Origin of the sequence: Pantoea sp. FN0302 (assembly GCF_050113775.1) — a bacterium.
Lineage (GTDB): Bacteria > Pseudomonadota > Gammaproteobacteria > Enterobacterales > Enterobacteriaceae > Mixta > Mixta alhagi.
Genome location: NZ_JBNJSM010000006.1, coordinates 59,779 through 84,415, shown reverse-complemented (window position 1 = coordinate 84,415; position 24,637 = coordinate 59,779). Strand labels below are relative to the sequence as shown.

The 24,637-nt window shown below is 54.4% G+C and carries 21 protein-coding genes; 4 read left to right on the top strand and 17 right to left on the bottom strand.

Features of this window, described 5'->3' with window-relative positions; all coding sequences use genetic code 11:
- Positions 1–2: 2 nt before the first annotated feature.
- From ftsB to cysG, 6 genes are all read right to left on the bottom strand, one after another.
- Positions 3–320, bottom strand: a complete 318-nt coding sequence (gene ftsB, locus ACQE32_RS17755) for a cell division protein FtsB (protein WP_085070433.1) — start codon at positions 318–320, stop codon at positions 3–5.
- A gap of 215 nt (positions 321–535) precedes the next feature.
- Positions 536–856, bottom strand: coding sequence for a DUF3561 family protein (locus tag ACQE32_RS17750; RefSeq protein ID WP_250650735.1), 321 nt, complete (start codon positions 854–856; stop codon positions 536–538).
- Between the two features lie 56 nt (positions 857–912).
- Positions 913–1,518 (bottom strand): adenylyl-sulfate kinase, encoded by a 606-nt coding sequence (cysC, locus tag ACQE32_RS17745; RefSeq protein ID WP_426973706.1) that lies wholly within the window; start codon positions 1,516–1,518, stop codon positions 913–915.
- Between the two features lies 1 nt (position 1,519).
- Complete coding sequence (gene cysN / locus ACQE32_RS17740) at positions 1,520–2,953, bottom strand: sulfate adenylyltransferase subunit CysN (RefSeq protein WP_427022195.1); 1,434 nt, start codon at positions 2,951–2,953, stop codon at positions 1,520–1,522.
- Positions 2,954–2,964: 11 nt separating this feature from the next.
- Positions 2,965–3,873, bottom strand: a complete 909-nt coding sequence (gene cysD, locus ACQE32_RS17735) for a sulfate adenylyltransferase subunit CysD (RefSeq protein ID WP_250650738.1) — start codon at positions 3,871–3,873, stop codon at positions 2,965–2,967.
- 9 nt (positions 3,874–3,882) lie between these two features.
- Complete coding sequence (cysG, locus tag ACQE32_RS17730; RefSeq protein WP_426973700.1) at positions 3,883–5,298, bottom strand: siroheme synthase CysG; 1,416 nt, start codon at positions 5,296–5,298, stop codon at positions 3,883–3,885.
- A gap of 256 nt (positions 5,299–5,554) precedes the next feature.
- Here cysG and ACQE32_RS17725 point away from each other — a divergent pair, with 256 nt between their 5' ends.
- The 3 genes from ACQE32_RS17725 (at position 5,555) to ACQE32_RS17715 (ending at position 7,480) form a co-directional block, all read left to right on the top strand.
- Complete coding sequence (locus tag ACQE32_RS17725) at positions 5,555–6,589, top strand: aminopeptidase (RefSeq protein WP_427022194.1); 1,035 nt, start codon at positions 5,555–5,557, stop codon at positions 6,587–6,589.
- Positions 6,589–6,873 (top strand): YciI family protein, encoded by a 285-nt coding sequence (locus tag ACQE32_RS17720; protein ID WP_250650740.1) that lies wholly within the window; start codon positions 6,589–6,591, stop codon positions 6,871–6,873. Before ACQE32_RS17725 ends, ACQE32_RS17720 begins: the two co-directional genes overlap by 1 nt.
- Positions 6,874–7,315: 442 nt before the next feature.
- The gene (locus ACQE32_RS17715; protein WP_427022193.1) at positions 7,316–7,480 is read left to right on the top strand and encodes a hypothetical protein; all 165 of its coding nucleotides are present in this window, start codon (positions 7,316–7,318) and stop codon (positions 7,478–7,480) included.
- A gap of 51 nt (positions 7,481–7,531) precedes the next feature.
- Here the strand turns inward: ACQE32_RS17715 and cysH are convergent, their stop codons facing one another.
- The 3 genes from cysH to cysJ are packed head-to-tail and all read right to left on the bottom strand — an operon-like array spanning position 7,532 to position 11,801.
- Positions 7,532–8,263 carry a phosphoadenosine phosphosulfate reductase gene (gene cysH, locus ACQE32_RS17710; RefSeq protein ID WP_426982045.1) on the bottom strand — a complete coding sequence of 244 codons (732 nt, stop codon included), beginning with the start codon at positions 8,261–8,263 and terminating at the stop codon, positions 7,532–7,534.
- Between the two features lie 11 nt (positions 8,264–8,274).
- Complete coding sequence (gene cysI, locus ACQE32_RS17705; protein ID WP_426982029.1) at positions 8,275–9,987, bottom strand: assimilatory sulfite reductase (NADPH) hemoprotein subunit; 1,713 nt, start codon at positions 9,985–9,987, stop codon at positions 8,275–8,277.
- The gene (gene cysJ, locus ACQE32_RS17700; RefSeq protein ID WP_426973694.1) at positions 9,987–11,801 is read right to left on the bottom strand and encodes an NADPH-dependent assimilatory sulfite reductase flavoprotein subunit; all 1,815 of its coding nucleotides are present in this window, start codon (positions 11,799–11,801) and stop codon (positions 9,987–9,989) included. Before cysJ ends, cysI begins: the two co-directional genes overlap by 1 nt.
- 305 nt (positions 11,802–12,106) lie before the next feature.
- Here cysJ and queD point away from each other — a divergent pair, with 305 nt between their 5' ends.
- Positions 12,107–12,469, top strand: a complete 363-nt coding sequence (gene queD / locus ACQE32_RS17695) for a 6-carboxytetrahydropterin synthase QueD (protein ID WP_250650743.1) — start codon at positions 12,107–12,109, stop codon at positions 12,467–12,469.
- Between the two features lie 7 nt (positions 12,470–12,476).
- Here the strand turns inward: queD and ACQE32_RS17690 are convergent, their stop codons facing one another.
- The 8 genes from ACQE32_RS17690 to rlmD form a co-directional block, all read right to left on the bottom strand.
- Positions 12,477–13,784 (bottom strand): NAD(P)/FAD-dependent oxidoreductase, encoded by a 1,308-nt coding sequence (locus ACQE32_RS17690; protein ID WP_427022192.1) that lies wholly within the window; start codon positions 13,782–13,784, stop codon positions 12,477–12,479.
- A gap of 64 nt (positions 13,785–13,848) precedes the next feature.
- Positions 13,849–14,520 carry a 7-carboxy-7-deazaguanine synthase QueE gene (gene queE, locus ACQE32_RS17685; protein WP_426973691.1) on the bottom strand — a complete coding sequence of 224 codons (672 nt, stop codon included), beginning with the start codon at positions 14,518–14,520 and terminating at the stop codon, positions 13,849–13,851.
- A gap of 136 nt (positions 14,521–14,656) precedes the next feature.
- A complete protein-coding gene (locus ACQE32_RS17680; RefSeq protein ID WP_427022191.1) occupies positions 14,657–16,543 on the bottom strand; it encodes an acyltransferase family protein in 1,887 nt (628 codons plus the stop codon).
- Between the two features lie 217 nt (positions 16,544–16,760).
- Complete coding sequence (gene eno, locus ACQE32_RS17675; protein WP_085070408.1) at positions 16,761–18,056, bottom strand: phosphopyruvate hydratase; 1,296 nt, start codon at positions 18,054–18,056, stop codon at positions 16,761–16,763.
- Positions 18,057–18,134: 78 nt separating this feature from the next.
- Positions 18,135–19,772 (bottom strand): glutamine hydrolyzing CTP synthase, encoded by a 1,638-nt coding sequence (gene pyrG / locus ACQE32_RS17670; protein WP_250650746.1) that lies wholly within the window; start codon positions 19,770–19,772, stop codon positions 18,135–18,137.
- A 421-nt stretch (positions 19,773–20,193) separates the two neighbouring features.
- A complete protein-coding gene (gene mazG, locus ACQE32_RS17665) occupies positions 20,194–20,988 on the bottom strand; it encodes a nucleoside triphosphate pyrophosphohydrolase (protein ID WP_250650747.1) in 795 nt (264 codons plus the stop codon).
- Positions 20,989–21,051: 63 nt separating this feature from the next.
- Entirely contained in the window at positions 21,052–23,283 is a 2,232-nt protein-coding gene (gene relA / locus ACQE32_RS17660; protein WP_426973690.1) for a GTP diphosphokinase, read from the bottom strand.
- A gap of 28 nt (positions 23,284–23,311) precedes the next feature.
- Positions 23,312–24,628, bottom strand: a complete 1,317-nt coding sequence (rlmD, locus tag ACQE32_RS17655) for a 23S rRNA (uracil(1939)-C(5))-methyltransferase RlmD (RefSeq protein WP_427022190.1) — start codon at positions 24,626–24,628, stop codon at positions 23,312–23,314.
- Between the last annotated feature and the right edge of the window lie 9 nt (positions 24,629–24,637).

Genomic DNA, 24,637 nt, shown 5'->3' with positions numbered 1-24,637 from the left:
TGCTATCGTTGTTGATTTGGCAAAGCCTGCTGCCCGTTACGTTTGTTTTGATCCGGCACCAGGCGATAGAAGGTCTCTCCGGGTTTAATCATCCCCAGCTCATTGCGCGCACGCTCTTCAATTGCTTCCAAACCGCCGTTTAGATCGTCGATTTCGGCAAACAGCTGATCGTTACGCGCTTTTAATTTGGCATTACTCGCCTGTTGTACCACTACGTCATCGCTGACGCGGGTGTAATCATGAATACCATTCTTGCCCAACCACAGCGAATACTGTAGCCAAACAAGTAATGCAAGTAACAGCAGCGTCAGTTTTCCCATCCCCGCCCCCTGAAAAACGGCCCAATCATCCCATAACTTTTCACCGGACTCCACTCTGCCGGTTAAATTGCGCCGCTTTCTGCTCGGTGTGCCTGAAAATAGTGCTGCAGGTAAAGATTTGTAACGCGTGGTCGCGTTTGATCATCAGCGGCAGGAGATAAACCTGAGCCTTGCAGGGCTGCCACTGCTGCTTGTGGTGTCAGCGACAGCGTGCCTTACCAACCGGTTAGCCAGGAAAAGAGCAGCCATAAAACACAGGTTACGGTGACCAGCGTCAGCAGCAACGTCCAGATAAGATGACCGCGCAGCAGCAGACCAAAGGTGATACCGATCAACACAGCCACCGGCAGCAGCGCCAGAAAGAATGGCCAGGTATAAAGCAGGAAAAACAGCGTATTGGAACCATACAGCAGGAAAGGGATCGCCAGAGCGCACCAGTAAGAAACAAAACCGATTACGCCGCCGGGAAAGGACCAGGCACGGTCGTCCTGGTCACTGTGAGTTTTACGGGCCAGCAGGGGTGTAACATTATGCATAGGTATCCTGTTGTTGCGCATCACGGCCCGCTCTCTGGCCGTTTGCCGCTGCAATCTCAGGATTTGATAATATCGCGCCGACGCAGCAGATCTAACAGTTGCGCCGTCAATTTTGTTACCAATTGTTCGCCATCAAGATGGATTTCCGGCTGTTCCGGCGCCTCATAAACTGAGTCGATTCCGGTAAAGTTACGCAGCTCGCCCGCCCGCGCTTTTTTATACAACCCTTTGGGATCGCGCGCTTCGCAGATCGCCAGCGGCGTATCGACAAATACTTCGATAAACTCCCCTGCGCCCAGCATTTCACGCACCATTTGCCGTTCTGCGCGGTGCGGTGAAATAAAGGCGGTCAGCACCACTAATCCGGCATCCACCATTAGCCTGGCCACTTCGCCCACGCGACGGATGTTCTCTTTACGGTCGGCGTCGCTGAAGCCTAAATCACGGCAGAGGCCGTGCCGGACATTATCGCCATCCAGCAGATACGTGCTGACGCCCAGCTGATGCAGCGCCTGTTCCAGCGCCCCGGCGACCGTTGACTTACCCGACCCCGAAAGGCCGGTAAACCAAAGCACCACACCCTGATGCCCATGCTGCTGCTGACGATCGGCACGCGTTACCGCGTGTGCGTGCCAGACCACATTCTCGTCATGCGTCGCCATCTTATTGCTTGCCCGCCAGCAGATCGCGCGCTTCCCAGTGCGGGAAGTGACGACGGATCAGCGCATTCAGTTCCAGCTCAAAGGCAGAGAACTCGCCATGGCTGGCAGTAGCCTGCTGCTGAGGCTGACGGATCATTCCGGCACCCACGGTGACGTTTGTCAGGCGATCGATAAAGATCATCCCGCCGGTTACCGGATTCTGTTGATAGGCATCCAGAACCATCGGCTCATCAAAGGTGACGTTTACCAGCCCGATGCCATTCAACGGCAGCGCCTCTATCTGGTTGTTATGGGTCAGGTTATTGATATTGACCTGATAATCGATGCTTTCGATGCGGGCACGGCTTTTTTTACCGGCAATTTTCACATCAAAACTCTGACCTGGCGTCAGCGCCTGTTCCGCCATCCAGACAACATCAACCGAAGCGCCCTGCACTGCTTTCAGCGTTTCATCCGCCGCCACCAGCAGATCGCCACGGCTAATATCAATTTCATCGTTTAATACGATGGTCACCGCTTCGCCCGGTCCCGCTTCCGGCAAGTCGCCATCAAAGGTTACGATGCGCGCCACGCTTGACTCAACGCCGGAAGGCAGCACCTTCACGCGCTGGCCCACGCGCAGAATGCCGGAGGCCAGCGTACCGGCATAGCCACGGAAATCGAGGTTAGGCCGGTTAACGTACTGCACCGGAAAACGCATCGGCTGACTTTCTACTACACGATTAACTTCCACCGTTTCCAGTACGTCCAGCAGCGTGGGGCCGCTGTACCAGTTCATGGTGGTGCTTTGCGTGGCGACGTTATCGCCCTCCAGCGCCGACATCGGAACAAACCGAATGTCCACATCGCCCGGCAGCTGCGCTGCGAAATCAAAATATTCCTGTTTGATCTGCTCAAAACGATCCTGGCTGTACTCCACCAGATCCATTTTATTGATCGCTACGACCAGGTGCTTGATCCCCAGCAGCGTAGAGATAAAACTGTGACGACGAGTCTGATCCAGTACGCCTTTACGCGCGTCAATCAGCAGAATCGCCAGATCACAGGTGGAGGCGCCGGTAGCCATATTGCGCGTGTACTGCTCATGTCCCGGCGTGTCAGCAATAATAAACTTCCGCTTTTCGGTGGAAAAATAGCGGTAAGCGACATCGATGGTAATGCCCTGCTCGCGCTCTGCCTGCAGGCCATCCACCAGCAGCGCCAAATCAAGCTTCTCGCCCTGGGTGCCGTGGCGTTTGCTGTCGTTATGCAGCGAGGAGAGCTGATCTTCATAAATCTGGCGCGTATCGTGCAGCAGACGACCAATCAGCGTGCTTTTACCATCGTCCACGCTGCCGCAGGTGAGAAAACGCAGCAGGCTCTTGTGCTGCTGCGCGTGCAGCCAGGCTTCCACCCCGCCCTTGTCGGCGATCTGTTGTGCAATAACGGTATTCATCTGGCGTCCCCTTAGAAATAGCCCTGACGTTTCTTCAGCTCCATTGAGCCAGCCTGGTCGCGATCGATAACGCGCCCTTGTCGCTCGCTGGTGGTGGAAACCAGCATTTCTTCAATAATTTCCGGCAGCGTTTGCGCTGACGATTCCACCGCGCCGGTCAGCGGCCAGCAGCCCAGGGTACGAAAGCGCACCATCCGCGGCGTTATCTTTTCGCCTGGCTGCAGGTCGATACGATCGTCATCAATCATCATCAGCATGCCGTCACGCTCCAGCACCGGACGCTCAGCGGCCAGATAGAGCGGTACGATTTCAATATTTTCCAGAAAGATGTACTGCCAGATATCCAGCTCGGTCCAGTTGGAAAGCGGGAAGACACGGATGCTTTCGCCTTTGTTGATCTGCCCGTTGTAGTTATGCCACAGCTCCGGGCGCTGGTTTTTCGGATCCCAGCGGTGGAAGCGATCGCGGAACGAGTAGATACGTTCTTTTGCACGCGATTTTTCTTCATCGCGACGCGCGCCGCCAAAAGCAGCATCGAAACCATATTTGTTCAGCGCCTGCTTCAGCCCTTCGGTCTTCATAATGTCGGTGTGCTTGGCGCTACCATGAACAAAGGGATTGATACCCATCGCTACGCCCTCCGGGTTGCGATGAACAATCAGCTCCGCGCCGATCTCTTTTACCGTACGATCGCGAAACTCATACATTTCGCGGAATTTCCAGCCGGTATCAACGTGCAGCAGCGGGAACGGCAGCGTGCCGGGATAAAAGGCTTTGCGAGCCAGGTGCAGCATGACCGATGAATCTTTACCAATGGAGTAAAGCATTACCGGATTACCAAATTCAGCCGCCACTTCGCGGATAATATGGATACTTTCCGCCTCCAGTTGACGCAGATGAGTCAGTCGTTTTTGATCCATGATTTTTCCTCAAGCCAAATTCACAACGGCGGAATTACGTCCGGCCTGCTGTACTGAATGTTGAAACCAGGCCAGTTGCGCGTGGAGATTAACCACTTCGCCAATGACCAGCAGCGCAGGCGTCGGCGCCTGCTGCGCCAGCTGTTCCAGTTCGGCAAGCGTTCCGGTCAGCACCTGCTGATCCTGACGCGTGCCGCGACCAATGACGGCAACCGGCGTTGATGCCGCGCGGCCATGAGCGATCAGCTGTCCGGCTATTTCCGCCGCTTTTACCGTGCCCATATAGATCGCCAGCGTCTGCTGCGCGCGCGCCAGCGACGGCCAGTCAATCGCCTGACCATCGGCACGGCAATGGCCGGTAATAAACAGCACGCTCTGGGCATAATCCCGGTGGGTCAATGGGATCCCGGCATAGGCGGTAGCGCCGGAGGCGGCGGTTACGCCAGGAACCACCTGAAAAGGAATGCCTGCGGCGGCGGCGGCCTGTAGCTCTTCACCGCCGCGACCAAAGATAAAGGGATCGCCGCCTTTCAGGCGCACCACGCGTTTGCCCTTGCTGGCCAGCGATACCAGTAAGCGGTTAGTCTCTTCCTGCGCCACTGAATGCGCACCAGCACGTTTACCCACGCACAGCCGGTCGGCGTCGCGACGCACCAGATCCAGAATTTCCTCGCTTACCAGGTGGTCATAGAGCACGACATCCGCCTGCTGCATCACCTGCAAAGCGCGCAGCGTCAACAGCCCGGCATCGCCTGGCCCTGCGCCCACTAAAATAATTTCGCCCTGATGAGACGTTTCATCGGTTAACTGCGCATCCAGCGTTTGTTTTGCGCCCTGCACGTTGCCGGCCGCCATCTGACTGGCAAACAGGCCATTGAAGGCGCGCTCCCAAAAGCGACGGCGATCGGACATTTTGCTGAAACGCTGTTTGACTTTGTCGCGCCATTCGCCCGCTACCTGCGCCATTGCGCCGAGGTTAGTCGGCAGCAAGGCTTCCAGTTTTTCACGCAGCATACGAGCCAGAACCGGCGCGGTACCGCTGGAGGAGATAGCAACCACCAGCGGCGAGCGGTCAACAATTGACGGGAAGATAAAGGAGCATTTCGGTTGATCGTCGACGACGTTAACCAGCAGCCGACGCGCATTAGCCGCAGCGAAAACCTGAGCGTTCAGTTCGCTGTTATCGGTTGCGGCAATGACCAGATAAACCCGATCGAGCTGCTGTTCTTCAAATTGGGTTGCCAGCCACTCAACCTGCTGGTTATCCGCCAGCGTCTGGAGTTCCGGGCAAAGCGCGCGCGCGGCGATTTGGACCTGCGCGCCAGCGCGCCGCAGCAGTTCAATTTTGCGCGCCGCCACGTCGCCGCCACCGACAACCAACACCGGCCTGGCTTTTAGATCGGCAAATATAGGGAGATAATCCACGTCGACCTTATATTGAATAACAAAAAGTTAACGCGACTATACGACTGCAGCTTCAGGCAGATGAAATTACGAATTGGAATGAGTAGTTACTGAATGGAATATAGGCCTGGCAAAGCTTTGCATAAAAGGTGCTTAACAGATGATATTTCGGGTATTTAAGAGCAATTGAAATTGTGCAATCTGTATCACAATTTCATACTATCGAAGCAAAATTATTTCGTTTTCGCGTCATCGGATGACGTCTAAGGACTATGGTATGTTTTCCTTGCTCCGCCTGAGCGCGTTGGCCGCGTTGCTCAGCTGCGGCATCAGTTTGCCGGTTAACGCCAGCACCCCGGTTCCCGGCCAGTTTGCAGAGCAGCAATTACGTCATATCGCCACCTGGTTTCCTGGCCGCATGGCGGGTAGTCCGGCAGAGCTGTTGACCGCCAACTATCTTCAGCAACAGTTTGCAGAGATGGGTTATAAGAGCGATAAGCGCGATTTTAAAACCCGGGCCCCCTGGCGCGACAATAATGGCAAAACGCACTGGCGCAATCTTACCGCCACGTCGGTGATTGCTGCGCGTGCCGGAGAGGTACCGCAGGAGATTTTAGTGATTGCGCACCTGGATACCTGGCGGCCAGTGAGCGAAGAGGAAACCGAGAAGGATATCGGCGGGCTGCGTCTTCAGGGGGTGGATGATAACGCATCCGGGCTTGGCGTGATGCTGGAGCTGGCGCAGCAGCTTAGTCATAAGCCGCTGCATTATGGCGTGCGTTTTGTAGCGCTCAGCGCTCATCAGGATGATTTACAGGGTATGGATGCCTATATCTCACGGATGAAAGCCGCCGATCGCAAGAATACGCTGTTAGTGATCGATCTTGATAGTTTGATTGTGGGCGATCGGCTCTATTTTAACAGCGGAAAGAATACTGCTTCTGCGGTGATCAAACAGACGCGCGATCGGGCGCTGGATATTGCTCATCGTTACGGTATTAACGCCGCCACGCGTCCAGCCCATAGCGCGCCTTATCCACTGCCTAACGCTTTTGATGCTGCGGGTTTTCCGTTGCTGACGGTGCGTGCTGCGAACTGGGATTTAGGCAAGAAAGATGGGACGCAGCAGCGGGCCATTTCTCGCCATTTTCCGCAGGGCGTCAGTCATCATCAGACCGCGCGGGATAATTTGAATTATCTTGATCGATGGTTACCTGGACGCATCAGCGCGCGAGCGCGCGATAGCGTGCGGATTCTGTTTCCTTTGATTAACGAGCTGGCTAATCCACCTGCTACTCATAAGGAGTCATAATGTACATTATTAATCTGAGCTACCATCGCCCGATTGAAGAGGTTGAGGCCCTGACCGAAGCGCATGTTGACTGGCTGAAACGTTATTTTGCTGCTGAGGTTTTTATCGCCGCAGGCCGTAAGGATCCACGCAGCGGCGGAGTGATTATGGCGAAGGATATCGATCGCGATCGTCTGGATACAATTCTGGCAGAAGATCCTTTTGTAGCAGTGGCACATTATGAGGTGATGAAGGTGAATATTTCGCTGACCTCAGAAGCGTTAAAGGCGCTGGCTGAGGGTTAAGCGTTAGCGGAGTGCGCGCGGCTGTTTTGTCTGAACCAGGCTCCGTGCCGGTGTATTTAAAGCAAAGTCGGCTTCGGTCTGAAACAAACTCCGTGCCGGTCTGTAACAAACTCCGTGCCGGTCGCGGGAAGGACGGGGCCATCGGCGGCACGGCATGCACCCATCCCTGGGGCCTCCGCCCGCGCCTTCCCTGCCGCGGGAGGTCCGCCTCCCGGCCCCGTCCTTCCCTCTCCCCTAATTCCGCACTTACGATACTTAACCTTAAAAAAGCGTCATTACTACATTAGCAGTGGTGAAAATCATCTGGATGTTCAAGAAACGGTAAACAGGCTGCACAAAAGCTAAGCCAGCGGCAAACAGACAACGCCGATGCACAGGGAAGCGGCAGACGGGGCCGGAGTAAAGCCTCCGCGTCAGGGATGACGCGGCGGAGTCCCCAGGGATGGGTTCACGACGTCTTTACGGAGCGCCCCGTCCGCCGCTGAACCTTGTGCCGGATCGCAGCCAGCGCCAAACCGCCGCTGCTCCACAAAAGCTAAGCCAGCGGCAAACAGACAACGCTGATGCACAGGGAAGCGGCGAATGGGGCCGGAGTAAAGCCTCCTGAAAACAAAAGGCGGCCTTTCAGCCGCCTTTCTCTTAAACTCGCTGCGCAAACTTACTCATGCAGCCCGCATTCCCGTTTTAAACCGAAGAAACGCGTCTCCTCCTCGGCCATACCCGGCTCCCACTTGCGCGTGGTATGCGTATCGCCCACGGACAAATAGCCTTCATCCCACAGCGGGTGATAGCCCAAACCGTGCTGCTGCAAATATTGATAAACCTGACGGTTATCCCAGTCGATGATGGGCAACACTTTAAACACGCCGCGCTGTATCGCCAGCACCGGCAAATTTGCACGGCTGCCGGACTGATCGCGACGCAAACCGGCAAACCAGCTCTGTGCGCCGAGCGTCTGTAACGCACGATTCATCGGCTCAACCTTATTGATCTCGTTATAGCGCTCAATCCCTTCCACGCCCTGCTCCCACAGCTTACCGTAACGCGCTTCCTGCCACGCCGGCGACTGCTCCGCACGAAATATCTTTAGGTTCAGATCCAGCTTCTCTGTCAGCTCATCAATAAAGCGGTACGTCTCCGGGAACAGATAGCCGGTATCGGTCAGGATCACCGGGATGTCTGGCTTCTGGCGCGTAACCAGATGCAGCGATACTGCCGCCTGAATACCAAAGCTGGAAGAGAGAACAAACTCACCCGGCAGGTTTTCCAGCGCCCAGATCACGCGATCCTCGGCGGACAGCGCTTCCAGCTGCGTATTCACCTCAGCCAGCGCCATGATGCGCTCAACTTTCGGTAACTCATTCAGTGCTGCAAGATCGAGTACAGGCATCATCCCCTCCGTTATTCCCAGAAATCCCGGGCTGGATCGACCACCGGTTTGACAACACCGGCGCGAATGGTGAAATCCCCAAAGCCTTCGCCCGGCGTGCGCTCTTGCGCCCAACGACCTACCAGCTCATCGATATGCGCCAGAATCTCATCTTCAGTGATATTTTCACGATACATACGCGGAATACGTGTGCCGCTGCGGTTGCCGCCAAGATGCAGGTTATAACGTCCCGGCGCTTTACCTACCAGCCCCAGCTCCGCCAGCATGGCGCGCCCGCAGCCGTTAGGACAACCGGTCACGCGCAACACAATATGCTCATTGCCGACGCCGTGCTTCGACATAATCTCTTCCACACGCGTCACAAAGGCAGGCAGAAAACGCTCCGCTTCCGCCATCGCCAGCGGACAGGTCGGGAACGCGACGCAGGCCATTGAGTTTTCACGCTGCGCGGTCACGCTCTCCATTAATGCATGTGAGCGAGCGATCTCCTCAATGCGTGCCTTCTCGCTTTCCGGTACGCCCGCCACAATCAAATTCTGATTGGCAGTCAAACGGAAATCGCCCTGATGAATTTTGGCAATCTCCGCAATGCCGCTCTTCAACGGACGTCCCGGATAATCAAGCAGACGGCCATTTTCAATAAACAGCGTTAAATGCCACTTATTATCAATTCCCTTCACCCAGCCAAAGCGATCGCCACGCGTGGTGAACTCATAAGGACGGATCGGCTCAAAAGTGATCCCGGCCCGACGCTCCACTTCTGCTTTAAACGTCTCAACGCCAACGCGCTCAAGGGTATATTTGGTCTTGGCATTCTTACGATTGGTACGATTGCCCCAGTCGCGCTGAGTCGTTACCACCGCTTCGGCAACCGCCAGCGTTTTATCCAGCGGCAGATAACCAAACTCGCTGGCGGTACGGGCGTAAGTCTCTTTATTGCCGTGCTCGATGGACAAACCGCCACCTACCAGCAGGTTAAAGCCTACCAGCTTGCCGTTCTCGGCGATGGCGACAAAGTTCAGGTCGTTCGCGTGCAGATCGACATCGTTATGCGGCGGTACCACAACGGTGGTTTTAAACTTACGCGGCAGATAGGTTGCGCTGAGGATCGGCTCCTCTTCGGTGGTGGCGACCTTTTTCTCGTCCAGCCAGATCTCGGCATAAGCACGGGTACGCGGCAGCAGATGCTCAGAAATTTTCTTCGCCCACTCATACGCTTCCTGATGCAGTTCAGACTCCACCGGGTTAGAGCTGCACAGCACGTTGCGGTTCATATCGTTCGCCGTGCCGATCGCGTCCAGCCCCACTTCGTGCAGCATCTGATGCGCCGGTTTCACATTCTTTTTCAGAATGCCGTGAAACTGGAAAGTCTGGCGGTTCGTTAGACGGACGCTGCCGTATAGTGTGTTTTCCGTTGCGAACTTCTCAATCGCCAGCCACTGCTTCGGCGTAATGATGCCGCCCGGCAAACGACAGCGCAGCATCATCGCGTGACGCGGCTCCAGCTTCTGCTCGGCACGTTCGGCGCGAATATCTCGGTCATCCTGCTGATACATACCGTGAAAACGGATCAGCAGAAAGTTATCGCCGCTAAAGCCGCCGGTCAGGCCATTGTGTAAATCTTCGGCAATCGTCCCGCGCAGAAAATTGCTCTCTTTTTTCATGCGCTCCGCATCGGAGAGTTTTCCCTCGACGACCAGCGGTCCTGGGTGTTTTTCACTCATTAGTAAACATCTCGCTGATAACGGCGCTCAATGCGCAGCTCACTTAAAAACTCATCAGCCGACTCAAGGTCCATTCCGCCCTGCCCGGCTACCACTTCCAGTAACGCCTGCTCAACGTCTTTTGCCATACGGTTGGCATCGCCGCAGACATAAATATGTGCGCCTTCCTGTAGCCAGCGCCACACTTCCGCACCTTTCTCGCGGATTTTGTCCTGAACATAAATTTTATGCTGCTGGTCGCGCGACCAGGCTAAATCAATATGGGTCAGCAGCCCCTCTTTGACATAGCGCTGCCATTCCACCTGATAAAGAAAATCTTCGGTGAAATGCGGATTGCCGAAGAACAGCCAGTTCTTCCCGCTGGCACCGTCGTTTTCACGCTGCTGCATAAAGGCGCGGAACGGCGCGATCCCGGTACCCGGCCCAATCATAATCACCGGCGCATCAGGATCGGCAGGCAGGCGGAAGTTATCGTTATGCTCGATAAACACCCGCACTTCTCCCTCTTCCTCCAGCCTGTCGGCCAGATAGCTGGAAGCGCCGCCCGCACGTGGGCGACCATCAATTTCATAACGCACCGCGCCGACGGTGATATGCACTTCGTTTTCCGTCTCAGCCTGTGAAGAGGCGATGGAATAGAGGCGCGGCGTCAGCGGACGCAACAGCGACAGCAACTGCTCCGGATTCAGCTCGCCAGGTGCCTGACGCGCCATATCCACAATCGGTACGGTTTGCGCATAATGCTGCAGCTGGGCCTTATCCGCCGCCAGCGCCAGCAGCTTTTCGTTGCGTACCAGTTTGGCGTACTGCTCAACGATTTGCGGCGTGTTAACCGTTAGCTCAAAATGCTGCTGCAACGCCTGTGAGAGCGGCAGGCTTTGCCCTTTCACCTCAACAATTTCATCGCCGCGCAGCCATAACAGTTCAGTCAGCTCTTTTACCAGCGCCGGATCGTTTTCATACCAGATGCCAAGCGCGTCGCCCGGCTGATAGCGCAGCCCGGCATCGCCTAAATCGATTTCAATATGGCGCACATCTTTATCGGAGCCACGGCCGGTAATTTTCTGGTTAACCGAAAGCGTGGCGACCAGCGGTTCGTCACGCGTATAGGGCGTGGTGAAAACTTCATTATAGGTGCCGCTGGCGGTAGCAACGGCCTGCGCCGGCGTGTCGGTGGGAACGCGCTTTTGCAGCAGCGCAACGATCTCTTTACGCCACTTTTCCGCATCAGCAGCAAATTCCACATCAGCATCAACGCGATCGAGCAGCCGTTCCGCGCCCAGCTCAGCCAGCCTGGTATCGAAATCTTTTCCGGCCTTGCTGAAAAACTCATATGACGTGTCGCCCAGGCCAAACACCGCAAACGCGGTCTCCGTCAGCTTCGGTGCCTTTTTGGACATCAGATATTTATGCAGCGCAACTGCCTCTTCCGGCGGATCGCCTTCGCCCTGCGTAGAGGTCACCACCACCAGCAGTTTTTCCTGAGCGATCTGTTTGAACTTATAGTCACCGGCATTCACCAGCTTCACATTCAGTTTCGCTGCCAGTAAATCATCACGCAACTGCTCAGCGACACGGCGCGCATTACCGGTTTGCGAAGCGGAGAGCAGCGTAATGGCTGGTGCCTCTGCGGCGGGCGCGGGCGCGCTCTGCACGGCGGCAACAGCACCGGGCGACTGGTTAACCACCCCCCAGAAATAGCCAGAAATCCATGCCAGCTGCGTCGTTGATAAATCTTGGGTCGCCGCCTGCAAGCGGGCGAGTTGCTCCGGCTGAAGCGGGAGCAAAGAACCTGGGGGAGCCTGAGTCGTCATTGCCTTGATGATTCCAGTATCAGTGATGCCAAACCGTTCAGAGACGGAAGATAGCGTAGAGGTTACCGAGTCGCATATTAACCGGTAAATAAGGGTTAGAAATAATAAATAACCAAAACGCCTAAACGCTTTTGGTGATAAAGCTTAACGCTTTAGCTTCTTATTAAAGAGTTTACTTATCAAAGAGTTAATCAGTGAGCATTTATTGCGCAGCGTTAAAAATAGCGGTAGCGGGGGAAACGGGTGCGAAAAAACTGTTTTTCCGGTAGACTTCGCCGGTTTTTGCAACAACTGAGATACCGATTATGGCAACTACGCTTTTTAAAGATTTCCAGTTCGAAGCCGCCCATCATCTGCCGCATGTGCCTGAAGGCCATAAGTGTGGACGTTTGCACGGTCACTCATTCCTGGTGCGTCTTGAAATCACCGGCGATGTCGACCCTTATACCGGCTGGATTATGGATTTCGCCGAGCTGAAGGCCGCTTTTAAACCGGTATACGATCGTCTGGATCACTATTATCTGAACGATATTGCAGGCCTGGAAAATCCCACCAGCGAAGTGCTGGCGCAGTGGATCTGGCAACAGATGAAACCGGTAGTGCCGCTGCTTAGCGCGGTCATGATCAAAGAAACCTGCACCGCCGGTTGCGTGTATCGCGGCGAATAAGCACCGTTTATCGCTCTTTTTTTCCCAGCCAGCGTTCTTTCTGTAACGCACCGTTGATAGCGATATTCAGCACAGGCGACGGGGGAAGCCAGTTTGCTTTACCCAGCGCCTGCATTTCAGCCAGCAACGGATTATCTTCCCCCACGGCATAATCCGCCAGCAGCTCTCCGGCAATTGTTTGCTTTGAGATCCCCGCGCCGTTGCAGCCGCCAGCAGTATAAAGATATTTATTTATACGGCCCCATTGCGGTGCACCGTTACGCGTCACGCTAATGGTTCCCGACCAGCAATGACTAAACGCTACGTCTTTAAGCTGCGGATAGATTTTGTGGAAGAGTTGAGAATGCAGGCGGGCCGCCTGCTGCGTCTGACGTGCGCTGATCATACCCTGTAGTGCAGGGATCACATGCTGACGAATCAGGAAACGGCGATCCTGCGTAAACCGGAGCGTGGCACCCGCGATAGCATTTACTGGCGTCAGGCCCCAACTGTCCATTTTTGGCAGTCGTGCAAGCTGCTGTTGAGTGAGCGGCGGCGTCAGGCTGGCGAAAGTCGCCATTGCTGCCTGGCGACGCAGGCCGGGCAGCAAATGCCCCGATAAGGCATTGGTCCCCAGCATCGCTTTTTTAGCCCGCACCGCGCCAGTTGCAGTATAAACGGTCACGCCCTGATGATAATCGATGGTCAGCGCCGGGCTGTGGTACCACAGAGAGACATTATCAGGCAGCGTAGCAGCCAGACCAGAAATCAGCAGGGCTGGATTCACTAATACCGTATTCGGGGTAAAGATCGCTTTATGATAAAAACGGGTGCCCAGCTTCTCCTGTAAGGCATCGCTATTCAGCAGTTGATAATCTTCCGCCATCTGCTCCAGACTGGAACAGTAACGTTGTAAAATCTTTTCCTGTCCAGCCGCGACCTGGCAATGATATTTTCCGGCGCTCTCCCATTCACATTCGATGTGATGCTTGTCCACTAATCCCTTCAGCCGCTGCATGCCCGCCTGCAGCAATTGACGATAATCATGAGCTTTTTTTAGCTCGGCCGTTGAGCTACCGATATTGTGTGGCAGTCCGATGATAAAGCCGGAATTTCTACCGGACGCGCTTTCATAAGCTGTGCCAGCCTCCAGCACTGCAATTTTCCATGCGGGCTTTAGCGTTGCCAGCCGTCGGGCAAATGCCAGCCCGGCGTAACCGGCACCTATCACCACCCAATCAGCGTCGATCAAAGAGGTTAATGCCGGAAACAGATGCGGTTGCGGATACTGGCTAAGCCAGCCGGAGATGTTTTGATTAAACGGTAGATGAGGCATAACCCTTCCCTTGGTGTGGTCATTCCGAAAACAGAAGTGTACCACCCGCAGGCAAGGGCGTTAATCAGGCAATATTGAGATATTTATGGGTCTGCATCGAAAGCCGCCAGTTCCGGGCAATGCAGGTGGCAATACAGAGACGCGTAGCGTCCTCTTTCTGACTGATCGGCTGCAGCGCAATAATCCGCGCTTTATCATCCTCTACGCGAACCAGCAGTTGATCCAGCGCATCGATATCACGCTGACGTGCCACCGGATGCTTGATCTCATCGGCACGCACCAGCGCCTGGTCCAGCACATCATAACCACCTCGCATATTAACCTTAGGCGATACCGTGACCCAGGTTTGCGCCGTACAGCGCACCGGATGCGTACCGCTGGTTTCAATCTGACAGCTGAAGCCAGCCTGCTGCAGCGCGTCGGTCAACGGGGTTAAATCGTGGATGCACGGCTCGCCGCCGGTAATCACCACATGGCGTGCGGTCCACTGCTGTTGATCGATGGTTTGTAATAAGGCAGCGGCATCGGCAGCGCCCCAGGCATCGCTTTCCACCGTTTTTATCAGAATATCGCCCAGCGAGGTTTCCCGATCGGCCAGCTTATCCCATGTGTGTTTGGTATCGCACCAGCTGCAGCCAACCGGGCATCCCTGCAAGCGGATAAAGATTGCCGGAACGCCGGTATAAAAACCTTCGCCCTGCAACGTCTGGAACATTTCATTAATCGGGTACTGCATCACGCACTCACGTCAGGAGAATTAAGGGCGCAGATTATGGCAGATGAAGGGAGGGACGCCAAATATCATGGACAGAAAAGGCACAAACTGAAGAGAGAAAAAGCCGCCCGCTATCAGGCCGGGCGGCTTTTGCCTGTTACAGGAATTTATTATGGTGCATCGTTACTATCGCCTGGCGCGCAACATCATTCGCGCCGCTTAACGTAAAGTGTCCATAATCAAACGCGCTTGGCTGACCGTTTGAAGCCAACGCGTGGCAAACATCATTCGGACACATGATGTTGTACACCGAGATATAACCAACCTTCTCTTCCGCTACCGCCTGCTGCATGCGTAGATCGATGCCTTTGATATTGCGGTTGGTAGAGCTTGAGACTAAATCTTTACGTCCGTTCTCCTGGTAGGCCAGCAGATCCGGCAGCGCCTCAGCATACTCAATCGTCGGCCCCATAACGGTGATGTTGTTGGTGACTTTTTTTAGCGCTTCCAGTGTCGCTTTCAACGGCGCGATATCTTCCGGCAACCAGCGAGCAGAGATAATGATGCCATCCACTTTATGGTTGGGCAGCCACTGCTGATAAACATAATCCATCAGTTCCGTACATTTATTATTGATGGACTGGTGCGATACCGGCTTACAGCCTGCTGAGGTGGCCTGCATCAGGTTAACGCTCTCTCCTGCCGCAAGGCTAAGCGCACGCCAAAGATGGGCACCGTGGCTGTCACCGACCAGCAGATAATTTTTTTCCGTGGCGGAAGTTTTCAGGCAGAAATCGCGATCGTAATGCCCTTTCGCCTCGCTGTTGCCATCAATAAAGCATTTACCTAAACGGAACTGATAAAAATATTCATCGGTATTACGATATTGAGAGAATTTCGCTACCGCCAGCGCCTGATCGGAAAATTTACCGGACTCATTACTGACATGGCTTTTATACAGTGTAGCCGACGCGATAAGCACCAGGCCGACCACAGAGAAGGCGGAAACCGCTACCGGATTCAGGTTCGACAGCTTGTAACGGAAAGGAATTTCAATCAGATAGCGGGAAGCAATAGCCAGCCCAAAGGTCAGCGTCAGCACCAGCAGATCGCGCATTCCCTCATTCATATTCAGGAACATCTTGCTGTAAACGATAAGCGGCCAGTGCCAGAGATAGAGGCAGTAGGAGATCATGCCGATATAAACCACCGGCTTTAATGCCAGAATGCGGTTTACGATGGCCTCCCGGCCCGCCAGAATCAGCAGGAAACTTCCGAGACATGGCCAAAGCGCGTTCCACGACGGAAACGGCTTGCTGGTGCTGAGCCAGAAAAAGCCGAACAGAATCAGCGCCAGGCCGGCAAGGCTCATCAGATGCCTGATTTCCTGACGCACGGTCGCCATACGTGTTTCCAGGGTCGAAACCGCGATAAGCCCGCCAATTGCCAGCTCCCATGCGCGTGTAGGCAACATATAAAAGGTAAAGTCGGGCTTTTTCAGCACGCCAACCACGCTAAGCAGAAACGACACGGCGATGATGGCCAGCATGACCTGAGTAACACGATGACGGAACCAGCGTACGGCAAACAGCAGCACGATTGGGAACAGAATGTAGAACTGTTCTTCTACCGCCAGAGACCAGGTATGCAGCAGAGGTTTTAGTTCTGCGGGGCCGGCGAAGTAACCGGTCTGCTGCCAAAAGAAAATATTTGAAGAGAAAAGCGTGGTGGCGATAGCGCTATTGCCCAGTTCGGTAAACTGCGCCGGAAGCAGGTTATGATAGCCAAACAACAAGGTGGCTATCAGCACAACAAACAGCGGCGGCAAAATACGTAAGCAGCGTCGCTTGTAGAACTCCAGATAAGAAAACTCACCTTTCATGGCACTCTGATAAATAATGCCGCAGATCAGATAGCCCGATATCACGAAAAAGATATCAACCCCGGTGAATCCACCAGGTATACCGGTCACGCCCAGGTGATAGGCGATCACCGGCAGCACGGCAAGTGCGCGTAGACCGTCAATATCAGCGCGATATTTCATTTTAAACCTTCCGTATCATTACAATTAATGACGTAAGGTTTACATATTTCTGTTAAGAATTAACCCTTCCTTAAACCAAATCAGACAGTTCTGGAAAAGTGCTTTTACACCGCAACTGGTTAATTAACAACGTAATAATAAAAAAGCCCCATCACAAGACGGGGCTTTTCAGAAAATACGCAGGTCACATTATTCAGATGCGAGCTGAAAAGTCTTATTACTGACCTTTCACTTCTTTCAGACCGTTGAACGGTGCTTTAGAACCCAGCGCTTCTTCGATACGAATCAGCTGGTTGTATTTAGCTACGCGGTCAGAACGGCTCATAGAACCGGTTTTGATCTGGCCAGCTGCAGTACCTACCGCCAGGTCAGCGATGGTAGCATCTTCAGTTTCGCCTGAGCGGTGAGAGATAACGGCAGTGTAGCCTGCATCTTTCGCCATCTTGATAGCAGCCAGGGTTTCGCTCAGAGAGCCAATCTGGTTGAATTTGATCAGGATAGAGTTAGCGATGCCTTTCTCGATGCCTTCTTTCAGGATCTTGGTGTTGGTGACGAACAGGTCATCGCCCACCAGCTGGATTTTGTCGCCCAGCACTTTAGTCTGGTAAGCGAAGCCTTCCCAGTCAGATTCGTCCAGACCGTCTTCGATAGAAACGATCGGATACTGTTTGGTCAGATCTTCCAGGAAGTGAGTGAACTCTTCAGAAGTGAACGCTTTGTTGCCTTCGCCAGCCAGAACGTATTTGCCATCTTTGTAGAACTCAGATGCCGCACAGTCCATCGCCAGAGTGATGTCTTTGCCCAGCTCGTAGCCTGCTGCTTTTACCGCTTCAGCGATAACGGCCAGCGCTTCCGCGTTGGAACCCAGGTTCGGCGCATAGCCGCCTTCGTCACCCACAGCGGTGTTCATGCCTTTCGCTTTCAGCACTTTTGCCAGGTGATGGAACACTTCAGAACCCATGCGGATCGCTTCTTTCACAGAGGAAGCGCCAACCGGCTGGATCATGAATTCCTGGATGTCAACGTTGTTGTCAGCGTGCTCACCACCGTTGATGATGTTCATCATCGGCAGCGGCATAGAGAATTTGCCCGGCGTGCCGTTCAGTTCAGCGATGTGCTCATACAGCGGCATGCCTTTAGCTGCGGCAGCAGCTTTGGCGCTTGCCAGAGAAACAGCCAGAATCGCGTTAGCACCGAAGTTAGATTTGTTTTCGGTACCATCCAGGTCGATCATGATCTTGTCGATGTTCGCCTGATCTTTGGCATCTTTACCCAGGATAGCTTCAGCAATCGGACCGTTAACCGCAGCAACGGCTTTGGTGACGCCTTTACCCAGGAAACGAGATTTGTCACCGTCACGCAGTTCCAGCGCTTCGCGAGAGCCGGTAGAAGCCCCTGACGGCGCGGCAGCCATACCTACAAAACCGCCTTCCAGGTGAACTTCAGCTTCAACAGTCGGGTTACCACGTGAGTCGATGATTTCACGACCGATGACTTTAACGATTTTGGACATTAGTTTTTCCTCAGTACAAGTTAAGCTAAAACTCAGACAAACAGTGCGCGAAACGTTCGCGCACTGTTATAAAAACGCTTACTTCACTTGATGCTTCTGGTACTCGCTTGCAGCTTTCACAAAGCCGGCAAACAGCGGGTGACCATCGCGGGGCGTTGAGGTAAATTCCGGATGGAACTGACACGCAACAAACCACGGGTGGTTCGGGTTTTCGATAATCTCAACCAGCTGATTGTCCCCGGAGCGACCTGCAATGCGCAGACCCGCCGCTTCGATAGGTTTTAACAGCATGTTGTTCACTTCATAGCGGTGACGATGACGCTCAACGATGGTATCGGAGCCGTACATCTGACGCACCAGGCTATTTTCGGTCAGCTGACACTGCTGGCTGCCGAGACGCATGGTACCGCCGAGATCGCTCTGCTCGCTGCGAACTTCAACGTTGCCGTTTTCATCGCGCCATTCGGTGATCAACGCCACCACCGGATATTTACAGTCTGGCACAAATTCCGTTGAGTTGGCATCAGCCATGCCCGCAACGTTACGGGCAAACTCCATCAGCGCCACCTGCATACCCAGGCAAATGCCCAGATAAGGAATATTATTTTCACGCGCATATTGAGCGGTGAGAATTTTGCCTTCGATACCGCGCGGGCCAAAGCCACCCGGCACCAGAATCGCATCGAGATCTTTCAGGACTTCAACGCCGCGCGATTCCACATCCTGCGAATCGATCAGCTTGATGTTAACCGTTACGCGATTTTTCAGGCCGCCATGCTTCAGCGCCTCAATCACCGATTTATACGCATCCGGCAGTTCAACATATTTGCCGACCATACCGATGGTGACTTCGCCGCCCGGATTCGATTCTTCGTAAATCACCTGCTCCCATTCAGAGAGGTTAGCTTCCGGCACGTTCAGGCTGAATCGTTTACAAATATAATCGTCCAGGCCCTGTGATTTCAACAGGCCAGGAATCTTATAAATGGAATCAACGTCTTTCAGAGAGATAACCGCTTTTTCCGGCACGTTACAGAACAGCGCGATTTTCGCCCGTTCGTTAGCCGGCACGGCGCGATCGGAACGGCAGATCAGCACATCAGGCTGGATACCAATGGAGAGCAGCTCTTTAACAGAGTGCTGCGTCGGCTTGGTTTTAACTTCACCCGCTGCGGCCATATAAGGCACTAACGTCAGGTGCATATAAAGGGTATGTTCGCGTCCGACATCTACCGCCATCTGACGAATGGCTTCCAGGAAAGGCAAGGATTCGATATCGCCGACGGTACCGCCGATTTCCACCAGCACCACATCGTGGCCTTCGCCGCCTTCGATAATGCGTTCTTTGATGGCGTTAGTGATGTGCGGAATAACCTGAATGGTGGCGCCCAGGTAATCACCGCGGCGCTCTTTGCGCAGCACCTCAGAATAGATGCGGCCAGTGGTAAAGTTATTGCGACGCGACATCCGGGTGCGGATGAAACGTTCATAGTGACCTAAATCGAGATCGGTTTCAGCGCCGTCATCGGTAACAAAGACTTCACCGTGCTGCGTCGGGCTCATGGTGCCTGGATCCACGTTGATATACGGGTCCAGTTTCATGATGGTCACATTCAGGCCACGCGCCTCAAGAATGGCTGCGAGGGAGGCTGCGGCAATGCCTTTACCCAGAGAGGATACGACCCCGCCGGTCACAAAAATATAGTTCGTTGTCATGCTGAACCTGAGAGTTGAGGTTTAAAGACGGTGGAATAACCAGGACGGGAAAACAGTATACTGGATTCACCTCTTACTCACAATTGATCATTGCCGCCATCGCCACACCTGATGACGGCCTACCTTACCTGGGCAATGGGTCTGGAGGGTTGATTTGGGTCATAGTGAGCGAATATTTTTTGCTAAAAGCTGAAACGAGTAAGCTAAAAATCAGGTGGAATGGCAAAAAATATTCTGGCAATCAGTGCCCGGGGAAGCGGGGGACAGGCTACGAAGGAAAGCCTCCGCGTCAGGGATGACGCGGCGGAGTCTCCAGGATGGATTAACGACGTCTTTACGCAGCAGTCTGTCCCCCGCTGGGGGCGGCGGGATTTTAACTTTACAAGCATGTCGGTCAGTCAAAAGGCCGCATTCAGGCTGATTAGCCTGCCGCTTTCTCCCCCGCTTTAACCTGTTGCCAGGCAGCTTCCATCTGCTCCAGCGTGGCGTCGCTCATATTCATGCCCTGCGCCGCAATAATCTGCTCGACCTGTCGAAAACGTCGCTCAAACTTCACGTTGGCTTTTTGCAACGCCGTCTCTGCTTTGGTGCCCAGATGACGCGCCAGGTTCACGGTAGCAAACAGCAGATCGCCGACCTCCTCTTCCAGCTTCGCCTCATCCACCACTGCCTGCTGCGCTTCGTGCATCACCTCATCAATCTCTTCATGCACTTTATCAACGACCGGCCCTAATGAGTTCCAGTCAAAGCCTACGCTGCGGCAACGTTTCTGAATTTTCTGCGCACGCATCAGTGCCGGTAACGCCTGTGGAATATCATCCAGCGCCGAGTGCTGTGCCTTCCCGGCGCGCTCCTGCTGTTTGATCTGCTCCCAGTTATGCAGCACTTCTTCGCTGTCTTTTACCTGCGCGTCGGCGAAAATATGTGGATGACGCCGTTCCAGCTTATCGGCGATGCCGTGACAAATATCATCGAAAGTAAAACGTCCCTCTTCCCGCGCCATTTGGGCATAAAAAACCACCTGAAACAGCAGATCGCCCAACTCATCGCGCAGATCGTCATAGTCTTCGCGCTGAATGGCATCGATCACCTCATAGGTCTCTTCTAATGTATAGGGGGCAATCGTGGCGTAAGTTTGTTCGCGATCCCAGGGGCAGCCGTGCTGCGGATCGCGCAGCGTCTGCATAATAGTCAGCAGACGATCAAGAGCAGTCATAGTGAAACCTTAATACCAATAAGCGGGAGCGACATGCCGCGCCAGGCACGGCATGTCAGATAATTAATGAAGACGTCGGGCGTCAATAATGTCGGGAACCTGATTAAGGCGCGCCAGAACGCGACCCAGCACCTGCTGATTGTAAATCTCAATATCCATATCAATGGTTGCCAGCTGCTTACGCGTATCGCTGCGGCTGGAGACGCCCAGCACGTTCACCTTCTCATTGGCGAGAATAGTGGTAATGTCGCGCAGCAGCCCGCTGCGATCGTTGGCGGTCACGCGCACCACCAGCGAATAGCCGCTGGAGTAGCTTTCGCCCCAGACCGCATCCACAATTCGCTCCGGCGCATGCGACATCAGCTCTGCCAGCTGATCGCAGTCGGCGCGGTGGATGGAGATCCCCCGCCCCTGCGTAATAAAACCTACGATATCGTCGCCAGGAATCGGCTGACAGCATCGGGCAATGTGGTGCATCAGATTGCCGACACCCTCCACCACTACTCGCCCGCTCTCTTTTCCGGCGCGCTGCGGCGTATGGCTTTTCTGCGTCAGCTGGCGCAGCGCCTCGCGGTCTTCCTCCTCCGCGCTTGGCTTATTCAGCTTCGCCTGCAGGAAGTTAACCATCTGATTCAGACGTATATCGCCACCGCCGATGGCCGCCAGTAATTCATCCAGCGTACCCACGTTATAGCGCGGCAGCAGCAGCTTCTCCGCCTCTTTCAGGCTAATATCCAGCTGATTCAGTTCGTTATCCAGAATCTGACGGCCCGCCACGATATTCTTATCGCGATCCTGCTTGCGGAACCAGGCGTGGATTTTAGAGCGGCCACGGCTGGTGGTGACATAGCCGAGATTAGGGTTTAGCCAGTCGCGGCTGGGGTTGGGCTGCTTTTGCGTGATGATTTCAATCTGATCGCCCATCTGCAACTGATAGGTAAAGGGCACGATACGGCCGCCAATCTTGGCACCGATGCAGCGGTGTCCAATATCGCTGTGAATGTGATAGGCGAAATCAAGCGGCGTCGAGCCTGCAGGCAGATCCACAACGTCGCCCTTCGGCGTAAACACATACACGCGATCGTCAAATACCTGGCTGCGCACCTCTTCCAGTAACTCGCCGGTGTCCGCCATCTCTTCCTGCCAGGCGATCAGTTTACGCAACCAGGCGATACGCTCTTCATGTCCATGTGCGCCGCGCGCCTGTCCACCGGAGCCCTCTTTATATTTCCAGTGGGCAGCCACCCCCAGCTCTGCGTCTTCATGCATCTGCCGGGTACGGATCTGAATCTCAACCGTTTTGCCGCCGGGGCCAAGCACCACGGTATGGATCGACTGATAACCGTTGGGCTTTGGATTCGCCACATAGTCATCAAACTCATCCGGCAGATGACGATACAGCGTATGCACAATCCCCAGCGCGCCATAGCAATCCTGCAAACGCTCGGCGACAATTCGCACCGCCCGCACGTCAAACAGCTCGTCAAACGCCAGCGACTTCTTCTGCATCTTGCGCCAGATGCTGTAGATATGTTTTGGACGGCCATAGACTTCAGCCTTCACGCCTTCGCGCGTCATCTCGGTGCGCAAGCTTTCCACGAAGGTTTCGATATATTGCTCGCGGTCGATACGCCGCTCATGCAGCAGCTTTGCAATACGTTTGTATTCGTCTGGATGAAGATAGCGGAAGCAGAAATCCTCCAGCTCCCACTTGAGCTGCCCGATGCCAAGACGGTTGGCTAACGGGGCGTAGATATTGGTACACTCTTTGGCTGCCAGAACGCGCTCATCTTCCGGCGCATCCTTCATTTCACGCAGATGGGCGATACGCTCAGCCAGCTTGATCACCACGCAGCGGAAATCTTCCACCATCGCCAGCAGCATGCGGCGCACGTTATCCACCTGCTCGGAAGCCATCGAGTCGTTATGGATCGCCTTAAGCTGACGAATGGCATCCATATCGCGCACGCCATGCACCAGCGAAACGATCGCCTTGCCAAAGGTTTCTTCCAGCTTCTCTTCTGAAACGATGTCAGCATCCGCCAGCGGAAAAACCAGCGCGGCGCGCAGGGTGTCATTGTCCATGCTCAGCATCGACAGGATCTCGACCATTTCAATGCCGCGCCACAGCAGCAACGCCTGATCGGGATGCGCCTGAGTGACAGACTCACAATAGCGCCAGGTATCGGCCAGTCGTTCACTTGATTGCGGGTTCACGATCCCCAAACTGGTGATCCATTCATCGAGCGCGAACTCACCCGCCGTATTCAAATGTGCGCTTCTTACCGCAACCATAACCTCTCCTGGCAACCTGTAAAGATACTTATGTTTTACCGAATAGCACCATGGATTCAAGATGACCGGTATGCGGAAACATATCGAGCATCGCAACCCTTTCTAACTGGTAACCGGACGACAGCAGTACCTGACTATCGCGGGCAAGTGTAGTCGGGTTACAGGAAACGTAAACAATACGTTGTGGCGCAAGTTTAACAATATGTTGCATCACGCCTGCTGCGCCTGCACGTGCCGGATCCAGTAACACCTTGTCAAAACCGTGCGCCGCCCAGGGCTGGCGCGTCACATCTTCTTCCAGGTTCTCATGAAAAAAGGTGATGTTTTCAAGACAATTCTGGCGGGCATTATACGCACCTTGTGCTGTTAAAGCTGCTACGCCCTCCACACCCACAACATTTTGTGCAGCCTTTGCTATCGGCAAGGTAAAGTTTCCCATGCCGCAAAACAGATCTAACACCCGGTCGTGCGGCTGCAGATCGAGCCACTCCAGCGCCTTCGCCACCATTTTATGATTGACCGCGTCATTGACCTGAATAAAATCGCGCGGACTAAAGCTCAGTTTCAACTGATGCGACATATAGTAAGGCGGCTTGCCGCTAATCTGTTGTAACTGCTCGCTATCCGGCGCCAGAAACAACGCCAGCTGGTGCTCATGCGAAAAGCGTTCCAGCTTTTGCCGATCGCCAACGCTTAGCGCATCAAGATGTCGCAACACCAGCACCGGACCGTTATCCGCCTGCACCAGTTCAACATGCCCCAGACGTCGTACTGCCTGTAGCGAGGCGAGACAGGCCCTGAGCGGCACCAGCAGCGCATCAAGCTCGGGCTTCAAAATGGGGCAATGGTCGATGGAAACCAGATCGTTTGATGCGGTTTTACGAAAGCCCATCGTGAGCGTCTGCGTTTTGGCCTGATATTGCAGACCAAGACGCGCACGGCGGCGATAGCCGTAAGCGCTGTCGCCGATAATCTCATCTACCCGGGTTGGCTGTGCGGTTTCCCGCGTGAGCAGATGCGCCAGCGCGTTGGCCTTGCTCTGCTGCTGCAGCTCCTGCGAAGCGTGCTGCTGCTGACAACCGCCGCAAACGGTAAAATATGGGCAGCGCGGCGTAACGCGTTGCTCGCTGGGCTGAAGAATACGTCGTGCACGACCGCGTGCGTACTGACGTTTATCCTCCTGCAGCTCAACCTCTACCTGCTCGCCCGGCAGTGCGCCGCTGACAAATAGCGTCTTGCCCTGATGGCGAGCCACGCCCTGACCAAAAGCATCAAGATCGTGAATAGTGACCGTAATTGTTTGTCGGGTCGTCACACGCCGTTTTGCGGAGTAGAATTGCGCCATAGTGGAATA

Bases quoted from the DNA above. Each gene is read 5' to 3' on its own strand.
- ftsB (WP_085070433.1), bottom strand. From the start codon at position 320: ATGGGAAAACTGACGCTGCTGTTACTTGCATTACTTGTTTGGCTACAG.
- ACQE32_RS17750 (WP_250650735.1), bottom strand. From the start codon at position 856: ATGCATAATGTTACACCCCTGCTGGCCCGTAAAACTCACAGTGACCAG.
- cysC (WP_426973706.1), bottom strand. From the start codon at position 1,518: ATGGCGACGCATGACGAGAATGTGGTCTGGCACGCACACGCGGTAACG.
- cysN (WP_427022195.1), bottom strand. From the start codon at position 2,953: ATGAATACCGTTATTGCACAACAGATCGCCGACAAGGGCGGGGTGGAA.
- cysD (WP_250650738.1), bottom strand. From the start codon at position 3,873: ATGGATCAAAAACGACTGACTCATCTGCGTCAACTGGAGGCGGAAAGT.
- ACQE32_RS17725 (WP_427022194.1), top strand. From the start codon at position 5,555: ATGTTTTCCTTGCTCCGCCTGAGCGCGTTGGCCGCGTTGCTCAGCTGC.
- ACQE32_RS17720 (WP_250650740.1), top strand. From the start codon at position 6,589: ATGTACATTATTAATCTGAGCTACCATCGCCCGATTGAAGAGGTTGAG.
- ACQE32_RS17715 (WP_427022193.1), top strand. From the start codon at position 7,316: ATGGGTTCACGACGTCTTTACGGAGCGCCCCGTCCGCCGCTGAACCTT.
- cysH (WP_426982045.1), bottom strand. From the start codon at position 8,263: ATGCCTGTACTCGATCTTGCAGCACTGAATGAGTTACCGAAAGTTGAG.
- cysI (WP_426982029.1), bottom strand. From the start codon at position 9,987: ATGAGTGAAAAACACCCAGGACCGCTGGTCGTCGAGGGAAAACTCTCC.
- cysJ (WP_426973694.1), bottom strand. From the start codon at position 11,801: ATGACGACTCAGGCTCCCCCAGGTTCTTTGCTCCCGCTTCAGCCGGAG.
- queD (WP_250650743.1), top strand. From the start codon at position 12,107: ATGGCAACTACGCTTTTTAAAGATTTCCAGTTCGAAGCCGCCCATCAT.
- ACQE32_RS17690 (WP_427022192.1), bottom strand. From the start codon at position 13,784: ATGCCTCATCTACCGTTTAATCAAAACATCTCCGGCTGGCTTAGCCAG.
- queE (WP_426973691.1), bottom strand. From the start codon at position 14,520: ATGCAGTACCCGATTAATGAAATGTTCCAGACGTTGCAGGGCGAAGGT.
- ACQE32_RS17680 (WP_427022191.1), bottom strand. From the start codon at position 16,543: ATGAAATATCGCGCTGATATTGACGGTCTACGCGCACTTGCCGTGCTG.
- eno (WP_085070408.1), bottom strand. From the start codon at position 18,056: ATGTCCAAAATCGTTAAAGTCATCGGTCGTGAAATCATCGACTCACGT.
- pyrG (WP_250650746.1), bottom strand. From the start codon at position 19,772: ATGACAACGAACTATATTTTTGTGACCGGCGGGGTCGTATCCTCTCTG.
- mazG (WP_250650747.1), bottom strand. From the start codon at position 20,988: ATGACTGCTCTTGATCGTCTGCTGACTATTATGCAGACGCTGCGCGAT.
- relA (WP_426973690.1), bottom strand. From the start codon at position 23,283: ATGGTTGCGGTAAGAAGCGCACATTTGAATACGGCGGGTGAGTTCGCG.
- rlmD (WP_427022190.1), bottom strand. From the start codon at position 24,628: ATGGCGCAATTCTACTCCGCAAAACGGCGTGTGACGACCCGACAAACA.